The 17,923-nt window shown below is 63.6% G+C and carries 17 protein-coding genes and 3 tRNA genes; 17 read left to right on the top strand and 3 right to left on the bottom strand.

Annotated features, from left to right (window positions below; all coding sequences use genetic code 11):
- The first annotated feature begins 31 nt into the window (after positions 1-31).
- From AC50X5_RS13655 to AC50X5_RS13680, 6 genes are all read left to right on the top strand, one after another.
- On the top strand, positions 32-1,468 hold the full coding sequence (locus tag AC50X5_RS13655; RefSeq protein ID WP_494976620.1) for a YibE/F family protein: 1,437 nt from the start codon (positions 32-34) through the stop codon (positions 1,466-1,468).
- Positions 1,469-1,507: 39 nt separating this feature from the next.
- Complete coding sequence (gene dusB / locus AC50X5_RS13660; protein ID WP_494976621.1) at positions 1,508-2,686, top strand: tRNA dihydrouridine synthase DusB; 1,179 nt, start codon at positions 1,508-1,510, stop codon at positions 2,684-2,686.
- Positions 2,670-3,980, top strand: coding sequence for a deoxyguanosinetriphosphate triphosphohydrolase (locus tag AC50X5_RS13665; RefSeq protein WP_494976622.1), 1,311 nt, complete (start codon positions 2,670-2,672; stop codon positions 3,978-3,980). The genes dusB and AC50X5_RS13665 overlap by 17 nt, the downstream gene beginning before the upstream one ends.
- A gap of 37 nt (positions 3,981-4,017) precedes the next feature.
- A complete protein-coding gene (gene dnaG / locus AC50X5_RS13670) occupies positions 4,018-5,961 on the top strand; it encodes a DNA primase (RefSeq protein WP_494976623.1) in 1,944 nt (647 codons plus the stop codon).
- 92 nt (positions 5,962-6,053) lie between these two features.
- A tRNA-Asn gene (locus tag AC50X5_RS13675) sits at positions 6,054-6,126 on the top strand.
- Between the two features lie 123 nt (positions 6,127-6,249).
- Positions 6,250-6,325 (top strand) — tRNA-Asn (locus tag AC50X5_RS13680).
- A gap of 85 nt (positions 6,326-6,410) precedes the next feature.
- Here the strand turns inward: AC50X5_RS13680 and AC50X5_RS13685 are convergent.
- Positions 6,411-6,818: a hypothetical protein gene (locus AC50X5_RS13685; RefSeq protein ID WP_494976624.1), complete on the bottom strand. Its 408-nt coding sequence runs from the start codon at positions 6,816-6,818 to the stop codon at positions 6,411-6,413.
- A 75-nt stretch (positions 6,819-6,893) separates the two neighbouring features.
- Positions 6,894-7,121 carry a hypothetical protein gene (locus AC50X5_RS13690; protein ID WP_494976625.1) on the bottom strand — a complete coding sequence of 76 codons (228 nt, stop codon included), beginning with the start codon at positions 7,119-7,121 and terminating at the stop codon, positions 6,894-6,896.
- 223 nt (positions 7,122-7,344) lie between these two features.
- On the opposite strand from AC50X5_RS13690, the gene AC50X5_RS13695 reads away from it, so the two are divergent.
- The 6 genes from AC50X5_RS13695 to AC50X5_RS13720 all read left to right on the top strand — a co-directional run bounded on the left by AC50X5_RS13695 (position 7,345) and on the right by AC50X5_RS13720 (position 12,620).
- Positions 7,345-8,196, top strand: a complete 852-nt coding sequence (locus tag AC50X5_RS13695) for a phage holin family protein (protein WP_494976626.1) — start codon at positions 7,345-7,347, stop codon at positions 8,194-8,196.
- A 74-nt stretch (positions 8,197-8,270) separates the two neighbouring features.
- Positions 8,271-8,912, top strand: coding sequence for a CDP-alcohol phosphatidyltransferase family protein (locus tag AC50X5_RS13700; RefSeq protein WP_494976685.1), 642 nt, complete (start codon positions 8,271-8,273; stop codon positions 8,910-8,912).
- Positions 8,912-9,820, top strand: coding sequence for a DMT family transporter (locus tag AC50X5_RS13705; protein ID WP_494976627.1), 909 nt, complete (start codon positions 8,912-8,914; stop codon positions 9,818-9,820). Before AC50X5_RS13700 ends, AC50X5_RS13705 begins: the two co-directional genes overlap by 1 nt.
- 94 nt (positions 9,821-9,914) lie before the next feature.
- Positions 9,915-11,111 carry a glycosyltransferase gene (locus tag AC50X5_RS13710; protein WP_494976628.1) on the top strand — a complete coding sequence of 399 codons (1,197 nt, stop codon included), beginning with the start codon at positions 9,915-9,917 and terminating at the stop codon, positions 11,109-11,111.
- Positions 11,112-11,188: 77 nt separating this feature from the next.
- A tRNA-Ile gene (locus tag AC50X5_RS13715) sits at positions 11,189-11,262 on the top strand.
- 167 nt (positions 11,263-11,429) lie between these two features.
- The gene (locus AC50X5_RS13720; protein WP_494976629.1) at positions 11,430-12,620 is read left to right on the top strand and encodes an acyl-CoA dehydrogenase family protein; all 1,191 of its coding nucleotides are present in this window, start codon (positions 11,430-11,432) and stop codon (positions 12,618-12,620) included.
- Positions 12,621-12,647: 27 nt separating this feature from the next.
- Here the strand turns inward: AC50X5_RS13720 and AC50X5_RS13725 are convergent, their stop codons facing one another.
- Positions 12,648-13,178 (bottom strand): M23 family metallopeptidase, encoded by a 531-nt coding sequence (locus AC50X5_RS13725; protein WP_494976630.1) that lies wholly within the window; start codon positions 13,176-13,178, stop codon positions 12,648-12,650.
- 478 nt (positions 13,179-13,656) lie between these two features.
- On the opposite strand from AC50X5_RS13725, the gene rpsB reads away from it, so the two are divergent.
- The 5 genes from rpsB (at position 13,657) to AC50X5_RS13750 (ending at position 17,897) form a co-directional block, all read left to right on the top strand.
- Positions 13,657-14,532, top strand: a complete 876-nt coding sequence (gene rpsB, locus AC50X5_RS13730) for a 30S ribosomal protein S2 (protein ID WP_494976631.1) — start codon at positions 13,657-13,659, stop codon at positions 14,530-14,532.
- A gap of 126 nt (positions 14,533-14,658) precedes the next feature.
- On the top strand, positions 14,659-15,495 hold the full coding sequence (tsf, locus tag AC50X5_RS13735; RefSeq protein ID WP_494976632.1) for a translation elongation factor Ts: 837 nt from the start codon (positions 14,659-14,661) through the stop codon (positions 15,493-15,495).
- Positions 15,496-15,630: 135 nt separating this feature from the next.
- Complete coding sequence (pyrH, locus tag AC50X5_RS13740; protein ID WP_494976633.1) at positions 15,631-16,368, top strand: UMP kinase; 738 nt, start codon at positions 15,631-15,633, stop codon at positions 16,366-16,368.
- 51 nt (positions 16,369-16,419) lie between these two features.
- Complete coding sequence (frr, locus tag AC50X5_RS13745) at positions 16,420-16,977, top strand: ribosome recycling factor (protein ID WP_330186893.1); 558 nt, start codon at positions 16,420-16,422, stop codon at positions 16,975-16,977.
- Complete coding sequence (locus AC50X5_RS13750; RefSeq protein WP_494976634.1) at positions 16,977-17,897, top strand: phosphatidate cytidylyltransferase; 921 nt, start codon at positions 16,977-16,979, stop codon at positions 17,895-17,897. Before frr ends, AC50X5_RS13750 begins: the two co-directional genes overlap by 1 nt.
- The last annotated feature ends 26 nt before the right edge of the window (positions 17,898-17,923 follow it).

The raw sequence follows: 17,923 nt of genomic DNA on the forward strand, positions 1-17,923 counted from the left end.
CAATGTCAAGCGTTAAGAGGTCAAACAACTGATGGGTGCAGGACACTCGCACGGCCACGCCGAAGGCCCGGAACTGACTGTCCGGTCGCTGGCAGTGCGGCGGAAGGCGAACGTTGTCCTGGCCGTGATCCTCATTCCGTTGGCCCTGCTGACCCTGGCCGGGATGGCTATGTTGTGGCCATCCGGCAGCAAAGAAGGAATGACGTTGTCCAGCCCGTACTCGGCTGCGCCAGGAGTCACCTTCGACACCGGCAGGGTCCAGCGGGTGGCCACCGAGCCGTGCGTCGAGACGATGCCAACCACGGACCCCAATGCTGCCCCCAGGCCACAGGGCTCGGACTGCCTGTTCGCCTACACCCAGCCGGACGCCGGCGGCAGCCCGGTCAAGGTGGTGATCAATCCGGACGTGGCCAAATCAGGAGGGGTTTCTGCCGGGGACGACATCCGGTACCTGAACCTTTCCAACGCCCAGGGCGTCACCGAATCCCAGGGCTCGCCGGCGTATATCTTCGTTGACTTCGTCAGGACCCTGCCAATTGTCTTCCTGGCCATCCTCTACGCCGTGGTGGTGATAGCGGTGGCCCGGTGGCGCGGCTTCAGGGCCCTGGTGGGGCTGGTAGGTGCCTACTTTGTGCTGGTGAGTTTCATGCTGCCCGGCCTGGCAGAAGGGAAACCGCCGCTGCTGTTGGCCCTTGTTGGGTCCACTGTGATCATGATCGGGGTTCTGTACTTTGCGCACGGGTTCTCCGCCAGAACGTCCACGGCACTGCTGGGAACGATCTTCGGCCTGCTGATCACGGCATTACTGGCCGCCTGGGCCACCGATGCCGCCAACCTGGTGGGTGTCGGCAGTCATGATGCCACCACGCTGATCAATATCTCCGGCAACATCTCCATCTCCGGCATCATTTTGTGCGGACTGATCATTTCAGGATTGGGCGTGCTCAATGACGTCACCATCACCCAGTCCTCGGCCGTCTGGGAGCTGTATGAACTGGCCCCGGAAACCAGCGCCCGCAAGCTCTTCACTTCCGCCATGCGGATCGGCAGGGACCACATCGCGTCCACGGTCTATACCATCGCTTTTGCCTACGCCGGTGCCGCGCTGCCGGTACTGATCATCGTGATGCTTTACGACCGCCCGTTGGGGGAGACCCTTACCAGCGCCGAGCTCTCTGAAGAAGTGATCCGGACACTCGTGGGTTCGGTCGGGCTGGTGCTGGCCATTCCGGTCACCACGCTGATTGCCGTCCTGGTGGTCAAGGCCACCGGCGCCAGCACCGGACTTTCCGCCCTGTCCTCCAGCCCGCCGTCGCCATCGGGAACGTCAGTGGCAACGGCGTCGGGAATGGAAAGGCCACTTCCCCCGGGAATTAACGACGCCGGATCGTTGGCCGCCGCTGCCGGCTCCGGTCAGGAGGGGGAACAACCGCGGCGCCGCGGCCGCCGGGCCGACCGGCGGGAGTAACGGGCTGCCCGATTTGCCCGGCTTTGCGACAATGGACAGGTGACTGTTGTAGCAACCCCTCCCGCCCCCAAGCTGGAACTCCCGCCCCTTAAGCTCGGCCCCATCACCGTGGACACCCCGGTGATCCTGGCGCCCATGGCCGGCATTACCAACTCAGCCTTCCGTCGTTTGTGCCGTGAATACGGCGGCGGCATGTACGTGGCCGAGATGGTGACCTCCCGCGCCCTGGTGGAGCGGACCCCGGAATCCCTGCGCATCATTTCCCACGACGAGGATGAGGCGGTCCGCTCCGTCCAGCTTTACGGCGTGGACCCGGTGACAGTAGGAGCCGCGGTGCGCATGCTGGTGGAGGAAGACCGTGCAGACCACATCGACCTCAACTTCGGCTGCCCCGTACCTAAGGTGACCCGGCGCGGCGGCGGTTCGGCGCTGCCCTGGAAGATCGACCTCTTCACATCGATCGTGCAGACCGCCGTGAAGGAAGCCGGCAAGGGGAATGTTCCGCTCACCATCAAGATGCGCAAGGGCATCGACGACGACCACCTCACCTACCTCGACGCCGGCCGGATTGCCCGCGACGCCGGCGTGGCCGCCGTCGCCCTGCATGGCCGCACAGCCGCACAGTTCTATTCAGGGCAGGCCGACTGGTCCGCGATCGCGCGTCTCCGCGAGGCCCTGCCGGACATTCCGGTGCTGGGCAACGGCGATATCTGGTCCGCCGAGGACGCTGTCCGGATGGTCCGCCAGACCGGAGTGGACGGCGTGGTGGTGGGCCGCGGATGCCAGGGCCGGCCATGGCTGTTTGGTGATCTGCAGGCGGCGTTCGAGGGCAGTGATACGCGGTACAAGCCAAACCTGGCCAAGGTGGCGGAGAGCGTCTACCGGCACGCCGAACTGATGGTTGAGACCTTCGGGGACGAAGGCAAGGCCCTGCGCGAGATCCGCAAGCATATGGCTTGGTATTTCAAGGGCTACGTGGTGGGCAGCGAGCTCCGCACCAGGCTTGCCCTGGTGACCAGCCTTGAGGTGCTCCGTGAAACCCTGGACCAGCTGGATCTGGAATCACCGTATCCCGGGGCTGACGCTGAAGGTCCCCGCGGCCGGGCAGGTTCGCCCAAGAAGCCTGCGCTGCCCAAGGACTGGCTGGAATCACGGGCTCTGAACTCTGAACAGTCGAGGGATATCTCCGCCGCGGAGCTGGATGTTTCCGGTGGCTGATACCGGAACCGCCAGCCAGCTGCTGGGATCCGCAGTGCCCGGTTATGAACCGCGTGACTCGGAGCGCTGGGTCAAGGAATCGGCCAAAACCACTTACCGCTCCGATTTCGAACGTGACCGGGCCAGGGTGCTGCACTCCTCAGCCCTGCGCCGGCTCGGAGCCAAGACCCAGGTGGTTGCGCCGGATACTGACGACTTCGTCCGCACCCGGCTGACGCACAGCCTCGAAGTTGCCCAGGTGGGCCGGGAACTGGGCCGCACCCTTGGCTGTGATCCGGATGTTGTGGACACCGCCTGCCTCAGCCATGACCTGGGCCACCCTCCCTTCGGCCACAACGGCGAGTCGGCGCTCAATGAGATGGCGCAGGCAATCGGCGGCTTCGAAGGCAATGCCCAGACGTTGCGGCTGCTGACCCGCCTGGAACCCAAGGTGCTGGACGCCCAGGGCCTGCCTGCCGGACTTAACCTCACGCGGGCAAGCCTGGATGCGGCATCAAAGTACCCGTGGTCTGCCCTTGAGGCGCCGGTGATCCACGGACAGCGCACCAGCAAGTTCGGTGCCTACGAGGACGACCTCCCGATTTTCAACTGGATCCGGGAGGGAGCCCCTGAGCGCCGTACCTGCCTGGAAGCCCAGGTCATGGACCTGGCGGACGACATCTCCTATTCAGTGCACGATGTCGAGGATGCGATCGTGGCCGGGCATTTCCAGCTCCGCTGGATGGACAACCCGGACCATCGCGCCCGGGTAGTGGGATACACCAGGCAGTGGTACCTGCCCCACAACGATCCAGCTGCCATCGACGCCGCCCTGGCCCGATTGGAAGCAACCGATGTGTGGGTCCCGGAGGCGGATGGCAGCCGCAAGTCCATGGCCGCCCTGAAGAACATGACCAGTCAGTTGATAGGCCGGTTCTGCCAAAGCGCGCTTGAAACCACCCGCGCCGCTTATGGTCCGGAGAACCTCACTCGTTACAACGCGGAACTGATGGTTCCGGACGAGACCGTGTTGGAGATCGCGGTGATGAAGGGCCTGGCCACCACCTTCGTGATGACCACCGAACACCGCCAGCCCATCTATGAGCGCCAGCGCGAAGTGCTGCACGCGCTGGTGACTTCGCTCAACGCAACAGGGGACAGGCACCTGGAGCCGATGTTTGCAGCGGACTGGCGGGAGGCGCCGGACGATTCAGCGCGCCTGCGCGTTGTCATCGACCAGGTGGCATCGCTCACTGACGCTTCTGCGCTGGCCCTGTACGAGCGCCTGGTAGGCAGCCTGCCCTCGCTGTGGTGAGCGCTTTTGTGTCTGCAGGCGGAGCTAGGATGGCTACGTGGCCGGCCTGATCAAACGTGAAGACATTGAAGAAGTACGCCAGCGGACGGACATCAAGGAAGTCATTGACGGTTACGTCACCCTGAAGGGCGCCGGACTGGGCACGTACAAGGGCCTGTGCCCCTTCCACGACGAACGCTCGCCGTCGTTCACTGTTCGTCCGCAGGTGGGCCGTTACCACTGCTTCGGCTGCGGCGAGGACGGCGACGTCATCTCCTTCGTCCAAAAGCAGGACCACTCATCCTTCTCGGAAGCCGTGGAGAAGCTCGCGGCCCGGATCGGCTACGAGCTTCGCTACGAAGACGGCGGCAGCGGCCCCAGCCGGGAGGAAGTGGGCCGGCGCCAGCGGCTGCTGGACGCCCATAAAATTGCTGCCGAGTTTTTTTCCGCGCAGCTGCTCACCGCCGGCGCCGCTGAGGGCCGCAGTTTCCTGCAGGGCCGTGGTTTCGACAGGGCTGCGGCCGAGCAGTTCGGGGTCGGCTATGCTCCGCAAGGCTGGGACGCGCTGCTCAAACACCTGCGCGGGCGCGGGTTTACTGAGGCGGAATTGAAGCTGACCGGCATGTTTTCTGAAGGCAATCGTGGCATCTACGACCGTTTCCGCGGGCGCCTGATCTGGCCCATCCGGGATATTGCAGGGGACACCATTGGTTTCGGCGCGCGCAAGCTTTACGAGGATGATCAGGGCCCCAAATACCTGAACACCCCGGAGACCGCCCTTTACAAGAAATCCCAGGTGCTCTACGGGATCGACCTCGCCAAGCGGACCATTGCCAAGGAACGCCAGCTGGTGGTGGTGGAAGGCTACACCGACGTGATGGCCTGCCACCTTGCGGGAATTACGACGGCGGTGGCCACCTGTGGAACTGCCTTCGGTGCTGAGCACATCAAGATCGCCCGGCGCCTGCTCTCCGATGATGGAACAGGGGGCGAGGTGATATTCACCTTCGACGGCGATGCTGCCGGCCAGAAGGCGGCCCTGCGGGCCTTTGAGGAGGACCAGCGGTTTGTCGCCCAGACCTACGTAGCCGTTGAACCCTCCGGCGCTGATCCCTGCGACCTGAGGCTGAGCCGAGGGGACGAGGCCGTCCGGGAGCTTATTAACACCCGCAGGCCGCTCTTCGAGTTCGCCATCAAGGCGTCCCTGCGCCGGCACAACCTTGACACCGTGGAAGGCAGGGTGGCCGCACTTCGCGAGGCCGCTCCGGTGGTGGCGCAGATCCGTGACGCCAGCATGCGGCCCGCCTACGCCCGGGAGCTTGCGGGGTGGCTGGGAATGGCGGTGGAAGAGGTAAACCGTGCAGTTGGAGTTGCCATCAAGCGGTCCGGAACTCCGGTGCCGTCCGGCACTCCAGCACCGACGGGTGCTGCCGCAACCAACGGGCCGGGCCAGCACAGCCAGCGCCCAATGAGAACCGCTCCCGGCGTTGCCGACGCGCCGCCGTCGGGAGCCGTTCCCTCCCTCCACCGGCCTGATCCACGGGACCCCGTGGCGTCCATGGAACGGCAGGCCATCGAGGTAGCCCTCCAGGAACCCTCAGTCCTTGGCGGCGGCAACTGGGAGCGGTTCAGTGCTGCCCGGTTCGCCACCCCCGTCTTCCAGGCCATCCATGACGCCATGCGCGCGACGGGGATAGGCATCATCCATGATCCCGCCCGGTGGGTGGAACAGGTGATGCACGAAGTCCCTGAGCCGCTGCGCCCGCTGGTGTCCGAGCTCTCGGTGGTGCCTCTGCCCGCCAGCAATGAGGATGCCGTGCAGCGGTACTGCCGCGATATCCTGGCACGGCTGTTCGAGCTGCAGATCACCCGCATCAAAGCCGACAAGATGGGGCAGTTGCAGCGGCTTGATGCTGCAGCACATCCTGAAGAGTTCCAGCGGCTGAACCGCGAGCTGATGATCCTTGAGATGGAGCGCCGGACCCTCCGCTCGGACACCTGAGCGCCCGGAGCGCCATCCCGTTGGCCGGGCCCGGGAATATCAGTTCGATTTCGTACCTGGTCGGGTGTTTGCTAGGCTTGTATCCGCTTCATTCCTCCTTAGCTCAATTGGCAGAGCATTCGACTGTTAATCGAAGGGTTGCTGGTTCAAGTCCAGCAGGAGGAGCGGCAGTCCCCGTTCCGGGTTCCGGAACGGGGACTTTTTTTGTAGCCCGGGGGTAACTCCCGCCTTCGTTTGCGCCGATTTCCCATAGCCGCAGAACCTTTGCTAATGTCATACCTGCTTCATTCCTCCTTAGCTCAATTGGCAGAGCATTCGACTGTTAATCGAAGGGTTGCTGGTTCAAGTCCAGCAGGAGGAGCCAGGGCAAAAACCCCGCTTCCATTCCTGGAAGCGGGGTTTTTTCATTGACCAAATAGCCGTGCGTTTTCCTTGCTGTCGCTGGTCCGCTACACAAAGTCCATTTCCACCTGCAGGAAGCGTTCCGCCTCGGTGACGGCGGCGGCGAAGGCCCCGTACTCGGTGGGTGGCTTCCGCGGCTCCCGGGGATACCACTCGTGGAGTCCGGAGTACACGCGGACGAATCCGGCATCCGGCGGCGCATAGAAGATGGCGAAGCGCTGGACAGGCCATTCCGGTGTGGTTTCGGGGGCAACCAGGAGGGCCGCTTTGAAGGCCGGATTGAACCATTGCGCTATGGGACGGCGCCGGTCCTCCGTGAAAAGCCCGCCGGCGAAAAGGGCCGCTGACTGCGGGCTGGTTTGGGCGCAAAGCCGATCCCACCACAGAGGCAGAATATGGTCATCACAGCGCTGCCACGTGGCCGGATGCGGCGGATTTTCCTGCCGGTTGGGCACCCTTCCATTTTACCGTCGCAGCCCATACCCCCAGCAAGACCCTCACCCAGCGGCAAGAGTGTGCGGGCGCCGGCGTCAGTCCCTGCTCCACGGGCCTGGGTTGAGCCGATACAGCAAGGCAGAGCCAACCAGGGCGCCAAAGATCATCCCGTAGCCTGGGCTGCCTGCAAGCCTTCCAGCGAAGAAACCGGCGATGCCGCCCAGGACTGCGCCGAGGAACAGGCCGCGCGGGTTGCGGTGCAGCTTCCTGGGAGGGGTCTGCCGGGCCGTCGCAGGCTGCCTGCGCTTGAAAATGTTCATCATGGATCGCCTGCTGCCGCGTAGGAGGGGTATGCCGGACCCATCCTAGATGAGTTGCTCCTGTCGGCGGGGCAGCCCGTTCCGGCAGGCGGCAGGCGGGCCGTTGGCAACCCTCGCGAAAAGCCGGCGAACGCTGAATGATAGTTTTGTGGGCGGGACTGTGCACCGGCACGAGCCCGGCACCTGCGGAGGCAGAAACAACGATGGATCCAGTTAGGCGGTACCGATGAGCGGACGTCACAGCGGGCGCACAGGCCAGGGACTGCGCTTTACAGCGCTGCCCGCGACCCTGCGGCTGATCTTCAGGCTGGCCCCCCGCCAGCTCAATGATGAAATTGCCTTCGCCAAAGCAGAACTAAAGCGAAAGGGCGTTCAGCTCGGAACTGCTGCGGTCTTCCTTGGTGGGGCGCTGGTTTTCGTCGGACTTCTGGTCATTGCGCTGGTGGTGGCTGCCATCATGGGGCTCGCAGCCATCATGCCGGCCTGGCTCGCCGCACTGCTCGTTGCAGCATTCTTCCTGGTCGTAGCCGGAATCGCGGCCCTCGTGGGGGTGTCCAGGTTCAAGAAGGCGATGCCGCTGATGCCGGAGGAGACCATCCGGGGCATCAAACACGACCTCGGCGTGGCCAAGGAGGGTTCGGCGTTCAACGCCGCCGTCCTGGACCCCAAGAGCCCCGAGGCAAAGGCTGCCAGGGCCGCCAAGAAAGAGGCCGCAGCAAAGGAGAAGGCCGAAAAGGAAGCCACGGCAGCTGCCCAGGAGAAGGAGCTTCCCCCGGCAAGCGAGGCCGAATTGCATCGCAGGCTCTCAATGCGCCGTAACCACCTCAGCGACCTCCGCGACGATCTCGGCGAGGAACTGGACGTCAAGACTCAAGTGGGTGTTGTCAAGGAGGCCGCCAACCTGCAGCTCAAATCCGGGCAGCACCGGCTTCAGGACAGCAGGGAACTCCTTGCCGGGAGCGTCCGGAACCTGGGCGGCTCCGAAACCCTGAACCGCCGCTGGAAGCCACTGCTGGCCCTGGCGGCCTCGGGAACAGCGCTGGTCGTCCTGCTCCGCAGGCTTTTCAAAGGCCAGTAACAGGCTACGGGCAACAAGGCACCAACAACCGCCCGGAGCAACGTGCGGCAACAGCTATGAATAATGGGGGAGTGATGAGATTCATCGGTGCCGGCGCTCGTCCGGGCTACGACCAGGTCGATCATGACCTGGTCTTCACCGTGCCCAATTTCCTCACAGTCCTTCGTTTCATGGGCGTCCCGCTGTTTATGTGGTTGATCCTGGCACGGCAGGACTACGGACTGGGGATAATTGTGCTGGTGATCATGGCCGGGACCGATTGGGTGGACGGCTACATCGCACGGCGCTTCGACCAGGCCTCCAAGCTGGGCCGTGTGTTGGACCCCCTGGCGGACCGGCTCGCCCTGATCACCGTGGCCGGCACCCTGGTGGCCGCAGGGGTGGTCCACTGGCTCTACCTGCTGGCCCTCATCGTTCCGGACGCTGTCCTGCTGGTCATGACGCTTTCCTACTTCCACGGCCATCCCGATCTCCCGGTCAGCGCGGTTGGGAAAGTCCGTACCGCGCTCCTGCTCGTAGGAACGCCCCTGCTGCTGTTGTCCAAGCTGGAGACAGCGGCGGCCGGCGGGCTGTACACCGCCGCCTGGATTGTCCTGGGGCTTGGCCTGGTGGGCCACTGGATTGCGGCCTACAACTACTTCTGGGCAATCCTGCGGAAGGGACGGCAGCTCCGCGCCGCCCGTTCCGCGCGGCACCCCGGGGCCGGTGCCAACTGATGGTGTGGCTCGCCGTCGTACTCGCCGTCCTGGGTGCGTTCTGCCTCGCGTTCGGTGCCCAGCGCCAGGGGAGTGCCGTCAAAGCCGATACGGGAGGCCTGGCACTGAATTCCGCGGGATTCCTGCGGCTCCTGCGTAACCCCCGGTGGGTCTTCGGCCTCCTGCTGTTATGTGTCGGCATGGCCTTGAACGCCGTCGCCCTCGTCTCGGCGCCGTTGACCGTGGTACAGCCGATCGGTGCGATCGCACTGGTGATCACCACCGTGGTGAACGCCAAGGACCAGGGCATCACGATCAACCGGGCCACGGTGGTCGCCATCTCGGCCTGCGTCACCGGCTCGGCACTCTTTGTGTTGCTGGCCGTGAACGCGACGCAGGAAAACCATCACGTCAACGCCGAGAACGAGCTGACGATCGTGCTGCTGCTGGTCCTGGCCGTTGGCTTCTTCGGTTCGCTCGCCGTGGTTTTCAAGCAGCGGATGAGCGCCTTCATTTACATTCTCGGTGCGGGCGTGCTCTTCGGATTTGTAGCGGTGCTGACCAGGATCATCGGCAAACACCTGCTGGATCCCAACGGACTGTTCCTGGCCAACGTGCCGTGGTACAGCGTGGTGGCCATCATTGCTGCCGGCGTCCTGGGTTCGTGGTTTGTCCAAAGTGCCTATTCGGGCGGGCCGCCGGACCTGGTGATCGCTGGGCTTACAGTCATCGATCCGATTGTGGGCATCGCCATCGGCATTACTATCCTGGGAGAGCTGCGCGCTGATGTCCACGCCGTGCTGGCGATTGCCATGGCCACAGCGGCCTTCATTGCTATCGTTGGTGTCATCGCACTGTCAAGGCACCATCCCGAGGTCACCAAACGCAAGAAAGAAGCGCGAAAAACCGCCGGCAGTCCGAGCCACTAGCCGATACTTCATCAGCGGCCCGGCGAACCACGCCAACGGCCAATGGGCGGCGGGCGCATCAGCCCCGGCGCCCTGACCACCAGGAGCACTTTACGTGACGACGCCCGCTAGCCAGCGCCCCCTGACCATCCTGATCGCAGCGGACACCTACCCGCCACACGTCAACGGCGCCGCCCAGTTCGGTTACCGCCTGGCCAAGGGAATGACATCCCGGGGCCACGACGTCCACGTCCTTGCCGGCCGTGCGGACCGGGGTAAACCCTTCAGCGAGTTCCGCTCCGAGGCTACCGTCCATCGGCTCCGCTCACACAAAGCCTTCACCCACGAGTACTTCCGGCTCTGCCTGCCCTGGGAGATCAAGAAGGACATCAGCCTGCTGTTCGACCGCATCAATCCTGACGTGGTGCACATCCAGAGCCACTACATGATCGGCGAACAGGTGCTCTATGAAGCCGTGAGGCGTGGCGTCCGCGTGGTGGCCACCAACCACTTCATGCCAGAGAACCTGAACCCGTTCCTGCCGTTTCCGCAATGGTTCAAGAACATTGTGGGCAAAGTTTCATGGCGGGACATGGGACGGGTCATGGGGCAGGCGGACGTCATCACCACGCCCACGCCGCTCGCAGCCAAGGCTATGCACGACCACGCTTTCCTGGCCAAGGTCCTTCCCCTGTCCAACGGCATAGACTCCGCTGCGTATGAGCTGAAGCCAGGCGAAGAGATCGAGCCCCACCCGTACCCCACTGTGCTCTTTGCCGGCCGGCTTGCCGAGGAGAAACATATCGACGTATTGATCAAGGCCGTAGCCGCGACGCCGGCGGAGCTCAACGTCCACCTCGAGATCGTCGGCGGCGGTGAGGTCCGTCCCGCCCTCGAATCCCTCGTGGAGCGGCTGGGGATGCAGGACCGCGTGAAATTCCTTGGGCTGGCCAGTGACGAAGAGCTCAGGGAGGCCTACATCAAAGCCGATCTGTTCTGCATGCCCGGCACTGCGGAGCTCCAGTCCCTGGTCACCCTGGAGGCTATGTCCGCCTCCACCCCTGTGGTGCTGGCCAACGCCATGGCCCTGCCGCACCTGGTCAGGGACGGCGAGAACGGCTACCTCTTTACACCGATGGACAGCGCGGACCTTGCCGAGAGGATCACCACCATCCTGGAGCTGCCGGACGCAGAAAGGGCAGCAATGGGCAAAGCGAGCCGGGCAATGGTGGAGCCGCACAGTATCGACTCCACTCTGCGAACGTTCGAGGACCTCTACCGCGGAGCCGGCTTCGAAGACAAGGTGGTCTGAGGCGGCCGTCCCGTTTGCTAGAGTGTTTTTGCCCCTGACGCAGGCGGGCCGCCGATGTGCGGCCCGGATGGGGCGGAGGGGCTATAGCTCAGCTGGTTAGAGCGCGGGACTCATAATCCTAAGGTCCTCGGTTCAAGTCCGAGTAGCCCTACAGCAGTAAACCGAGGAATATTCCAGTTCTTGGAGGGAACCCGGGCAGTGCATCATCTGCCCGGGTTCCTTTTCTTTTTCCCGGGCGTGAGGTATGTTACTGGTCAGTAACATACCTCTTGCCGTTCCGGGTTTTCCGGTCAGTGCTGATCCTTGTGGAGGAACGCCATGTCCAAGTCCGCTCCCGACATCAACAACCTTCCTTACGCGGACGGCGATTTTTTCGCCTTCGAGCAACTGCTCAGCGAGAAGGAACGCGACAGGCTTGCCGAAATCCGTGAGTTCCTGGCCCGTGAGGTCAAGCCCATTGCCGTGGACTACTGGAACCGCGCCGAGTTCCCGTTCGAGCTGATCCCGAAGCTGGCCGACATCGACCTGGTCAGCCCTGTACGGCGCCAAGGCCACTCGAACCTTTTTGCCGGGCTGGTGCACGCCGAGGCCACCCGCGCAGATACCTCGATCGCTACCTTTATGGGTGTTCACGATGGCCTCTTTACCGGTTCCATCGAGGCATTGGCATCGCAGGAACAGCAGGACGCCTGGCTCCCGGACATCTACTCGCTGAAGAAGATCGGTGCCTTTGGGTTGACCGAACCCCTGGGCGGATCGGACGTGGCGGGCGGTACCCGTACTACTGCCCGCCGGGACGGTGACAACTGGGTGCTCAACGGCGCCAAGCGCTGGATAGGCAATGCCACCTTCTCCGACTGGGTGGTGATTTACGCCCGCGACATTGCCGACAACCAGGTCAAGGGTTTCCTGGTGGACACCAGGCTCCCCGGCTACTCCGCCACGAAGATCGAAAACAAGATCTCCCTGCGCACCGTCCAGAACGCGGACATCACGCTCGAAAACGTGGTGGTGCCGGACTTTTTCAAACTGGCCCACGCCAACAGCTTCCGCGACACCAACAAGGTCCTCAAGGTCACCCGCCTGGCCGTGGCATGGCAGGCGGTGGGTCAGCAGCTGGCTGCTTTCGACGTAGCCCGCCGCTACGCCGTTGAGCGCCACCAGTTCGGCCGGCCCCTGGCCTCCTTCCAGCTGGTTCAAAGCCAGCTTGTCCAGATCCTGGGCAACGCGGTCAGCTCCATGGGCATGATGGTGAGGCTGTCCCAGCTTGAAGATGCAGGGCAGGCCAAGGATGAGCAGTCCGCCCTGGCCAAGGCTTTCACCACGGCGCGCATGCGGGAGAGCGTGGCAATCGGCAGGAGCCTGCTGGGCGGAAACGGCATCGTGACGGACTTCGAGATGGCCAAGATCTTCGCGGACGCCGAGGCCATCTACTCCTACGAGGGCACGCACGAGGTCAACACCCTGGTCACCGGGCGGGCCATCACGGGGATCTCCGCCATCGTCTGATCGGTGGCGCCTGCGCCTGCATCTGCCCTATCCGGTGCTGGATGGCGGTAGCAGGATGGACGGCCGGAGATCAACGAAGAAGCCCAAAGGATTGATGTATTCCTCTACCTGCCTGACGCCCCAGTGCACGCAGGGAATGCCTGCGCAGTGACCGGAATCCACGGTGCCAATCGTGTCCCCGGCCGCTACCGCGGTTCCTACGGCGAGGGAACTGGAGACCGGTTCAAAACTGCTCTTCAGCCCGCCCCCGTGATCCACGGTAATAACGGGACGGTCCACCACGGTGCCCGCAAAGCTCACCGTGCCTGCCGCAGGCGAGGTGATCGTGGCGCCGTCGGACGCTGTTTTGAGGTCCACTCCGCGGTGGCCGCTAAGCCATGGCTTAGCCGGCGGATCAAAGTCCCGGAGCACGGTGCTGCGCAGGTCCGTGGGCCTGGGTCCGAGCGGCCATTCCCAACCTGGCCTGGGTGCCGGGACGGCCGGCTGTGCCGAAGCGGCAGGCGCCGACAGTACCAGGATGGACAATACCGCGAGCAGGATCTTCGGGCTGGACGTCATAGTTCCAGCATTGGATGGTTGGCGAAGCCCGGTAACCCCGACCTGCCCGTATGTGGATATCCCGCCGGTTCGGGACGTTGCGCGCGGCCCGTTCATGCCGCCGTTCACGGCCTGGCTCATGGCCTCCGGGGTGCGGCTGCTGTAGTACACTGGGTGGAGCAGTTTGCTGTGCCCTCAACGCTTTTCAAGAAGTTTTGTTTTCGAGAGCTTTCCTTGAAAAGTGTCGGCACGTCTCATTCAGAGGTGTGGGGGAACAGCAGCTGACTACGCGTATCCACACCTCCTCCTATGAAGCCCCCGGGTTCAGGCAGGGGAGGGTTGTGCCTCCTACGGTCAATGCCTTGCGGTGTTGAGGGGAAGCGCAACGGATGCCAGGAGCTGCGCCCAAACCGGGCAACGCTAAACAACCGTCAACTATTGGCAGGGTAAGAGCGGCCATCGGCCCTCTCATGAATGACCTGCCGGAAGGAGCGTCGGCATGCCCGTCGTAACTATGCGCCAGCTGCTTGACAGCGGCGTCCACTTTGGACACCAGACCCGTCGTTGGAACCCGAAGATGAAGCGATTCATCTTCACGGAGCGCAACGGCATCTACATCATTGACCTGCAGCAGTCGCTGTCCTACATCGACCGTGCCTACGAGTTCGTGAAGGCCACCGTTGCACACGGCGGCACCGTCCTCTTCGTCGGTACCAAGAAGCAGGCCCAGGAATCCATCGCCGAGCAGGCCACCCGCGTCGGCCAGCCCTACGTCAACCAGCGTTGGCTCGGCGGCATGCTGACCAACTTCTCCACGGTTTCCAAGCGTATCCAGCGCATGAAGGAACTCGAAGAGATTGACTTCGATGACGTCGCAGGTTCGGCTTACACCAAGAAGGAACTGCTGCTCCTTCGCCGCGAACTCACCAAGCTCGAGAGCAACCTCGGCGGTATCCGCAACCTGACCAAGGCACCCTCCGTGCTCTGGATCGTGGACACCAAGAAGGAACACCTTGCAGTTGACGAGGCCAAGAAGCTGAACATCCCCGTTGTTGCCATCCTGGACACCAACTGCGATCCGGACGAAGTCGATTTCCCGATCCCGGGTAATGACGACGCCATCCGCTCCGTAAACCTCCTCACCCGCGTTGTTGCCGACGCCGTTGCCGAAGGCCTTATCGCCCGCAACCAGCGCGCCACCGGCACCACCGAGGCTCCGGAAGAGCCGCTGGCGGAGTGGGAGCGCGAACTCCTCGAAGGCAACAAGACTGAAGAGGCTGCCCCGGCAGAAGAGGCTGCAGCACCGGCCGCAGAAGCTGAAGCTGAAGCCGAAGCACCGGCTGCTGCCGAGGCTCCCGCCGAAAGCGCCAAGTAACAACTCAATCGGGTTTTCCCGGGCCTGTCCGCAGTGCCCGGGTCGCTGACAGGATGGCCGCTCACCTGGTGAGCTGCCGTCCTGTCAGTCCGTACACACCATAAATTTCTAGACAGAGGGGTTCACATGGCGAACTACACTGCCGCAGACATCAAGGCACTGCGCGAGCGCACCGGCGCTGGCATGATGGATGTCAAGAAGGCTCTCGACGAAGCCAACGGCGACGCTGAGAAGGCCATTGAGATCATTCGCATCAAGGGCCTCAAGGGTGCCACCAAGCGCGAAGGCCGTTCCACGGCTGAGGGCCTGGTTGCTGCCAAGGTTGAAGCCGGTGTTGGCGTAATGGTAGAGGTCAACTGCGAGACCGACTTCGTTGCCAAGGCCGACAAGTTCATCCAGCTGGCCGACAAGGTCCTGGCCGTTGCCATCGAGTCCGGCGCTGCCGACCTTGAGGCACTGCTTGCCACCGACGTTAACGGCAAGCCGCTTTCCGAGGTCGTCATCGAAGAAGGCGCAGTCCTCGGCGAAAAGGTTGTTGTCCGCCGCATCGCCCGCATCGAGGGCGCAACGGTTGACGCTTACCTGCACAAGACCTCCAAGGACCTGCCGGCACAGGTCGGCGTTCTGCTCGCCGTAGACGGTGAAGGCGAAGCCGCGGCCACCGCAGCACACGACGTCGCCGTCCACGTCGCAGCCATGGCGCCGAACTACCTCAGCCGCGAAGATGTTCCGGCCGAACTGGTTGAGTCCGAGCGCCGCATCGCCGAGGAGACCGCCAAGGCTGAAGGCAAGCCCGAGGCCGCCCTCACCAAGATCGTTGAAGGCCGCGTGACGGGCTTCTACAAGGGCGAGGTACTCCTTGACCAGGCATTCGCCAAGGATGCCAAGAAGTCAGTAGCACAGGTCCTCTCCGAGGCCGGCGTGAAGGCCACCGCCTTCGCACGGTTCCGCGTAGGCTCCTAGTTCTCTCCGCAGAGGGGCGGCCACTTCGGTGGCTGCCCCTTTTGCATGCGCGGCGGCCTCCGGTCCGGACTCCCGGTGGGACCTTTAGGCCGCGCTCAGGATAATCTTTTCAGAGTTCATCAACCGGAAGGCATCATGGAAGCCGACAACACTGCAACCCAACCTGAGAAGAGCAGGCGCCGCGTGCTGCTCAAGCTGTCCGGCGAGGTCTTCGGCGGGGGCAAGCTCGGTGTCGATCCCGAAACCGTCCGGGCCACCGCGAAGCAGATTGCGGCCGCCGTGCCGGAGGTGGAAGTTGCCATCGTGGTGGGCGGCGGAAACTTCTTTCGCGGTGCCGAACTGTCCCAAAGCGGCATGGACCGCTCGCGAGCCGACTACATGGGCATGCTGGGGACGGTAATGAACTGCCTGGCGCTGCAGGACTTCCTGGAGCAGGCCGGCGTTGAAACCCGTGTCCAGAGCGCCATCACCATGGGCCAGGTGGCCGAGGCTTACATTCCCCGCCGCGCTATCCGCCACATGGAGAAGGGCCGCGTCGTGATCTTCGGCGCAGGCGCCGGGCTTCCCTACTTCTCCACCGACACCGTGGCCGCGCAGCGCGCGCTCGAGGTTCATGCCGACGTCGTGCTGATGGCCAAGAGCGGGGTGGACGGCGTCTACACCGCCGACCCCAAAAAGGACCCCAGCGCCAAGAAGCTGGACGTCCTCAGCTACGACGAGGCGCTGCGCCGGGACATCCGGGTGATGGACCAGACGGCGATGACCATGTGCAAGGACAACAACCTCTCCATGGTGGTGTTTGGCATGGAAGGCGAAGGAAACGTCACCCGCGCCATCCTGGGCGAAGAGCTGGGCACCTTGGTGACCCCTTAGCACCGGCTAGGATAAATTCAGGAAGTTCCGCCCATTTCTAGAGGAGAAACCGTGATCGAAGAAACCTTGCTCGAAGCCGAGGACAAAATGGACAAGGCCGTTGAGGTAGCCAAGGAAGACTTCGCCTCGATCCGCACCGGCCGCGCCAACCCGGGCCTGTACAACAAGGTGCTGGTGGACTATTACGGCTCGCCGACGCCGCTGCAGCAGCTGGCCTCCTTCGCCATCCCTGACGCCCGGACCATCCTGATCACGCCCTTCGATAAGACCGCACTGCGGGACATCGAGCGTGCCCTGAGCGACTCCGAGGTGGGCGCCAACCCGTCCAACGACGGCAACGTCATCCGCGTGACCATCCCTGAGCTGACCCAGGAACGCCGCAAGGAGTACGTCAAGATCGTCAAGTCCAAGGGCGAGGACGCCAAGATTTCCATCCGCAGCATCCGCCGCAAGGCGAAGGAAACCCTCGACCGCCTGGTCAAGGACGGCGAGGCCGGCGAGGATGAAGGCACGCGTGCGGAAAAGGAGCTGGATGCCTTGACCAAGTCCCACGTCGACGGAATTGACGAGCTCCTCAAGCGCAAAGAAGCCGAGCTGCTCGAGGTCTGATGAATCAGCCAGAGCAGGGGCCGGGGCAGCACTCGCGGCTACGAACGAGGCCACCCCGCGTCAACCCGACTCCCAAGGCCGGCCGGGACCTTCCGGCGGCGATCGGCGTCGGGCTATTCATGCTCTTCATCGTCCTGGGTGGGCTGCTGTTCCTGCCGCTGGGTTTTGTGGCGGTGACTGCCGGGTTTGCCATCCTGGGAGTCTGGGAAGTGTTCCGCGCCCTGGAAGCCAATGGCACCCGCATGCCGATCGTCCCGGTCATGACCGGTACCGTGGCAATGCCTTTTGCTGCTTACTTCGGTGGGCTGGAGAGTCTGCTCTTTGCCATGCTGCTCAGCTGCGTGGCCGTGTTGCTGTGGCGGTCCATCGAAAGCCCTGTGGGATCGGCCAAGAGCATCTTCGCCGGGGTCTTTGCCCTTGGCTGGATTCCTTTCCTGCTCGGCTTTGCCTCGCTGCCGCTCCACTCCACGGACGGTCCGGCAGCCATGGGGTTCTGGCCCGGCGGCGAGATCCCGCACGGTGCCTGGCAGATTGTGGTGCTCCTGCTGCTGGTGGTGGCCAACGATACCTTCGGCTACCTCCTGGGCGCCTCTTTCGGCAAACATCCCATGGCGCCGAAGATCAGCCCCAAAAAATCCTGGGAAGGCCTTGCCGGCTCAGTCGCCGGAGCCGTGGGGGTGGGCATGCTGGCAACTATCTTCCTGCTCGACCGGCCATGGTGGATGGGCATCATCCTGGCGGTGGGCTTGGTGGCGGCGGCCACGGCGGGAGACCTTGCCGAATCAATGGTTAAGCGCGAACTGGGCGTTAAGGACATGAGCAGCATCCTGCCGGGCCATGGTGGCGTGATGGACCGTTTGGATTCGATCGTTTTCGCGTCGCCCGTAGCGTATGTCCTCTTTGTTCTGACCGGTGCCTGATGATCACCGGCCGACCACCTAGAATG

This window comes from Pseudarthrobacter sp. MDT1-40-2, assembly GCF_059383595.1.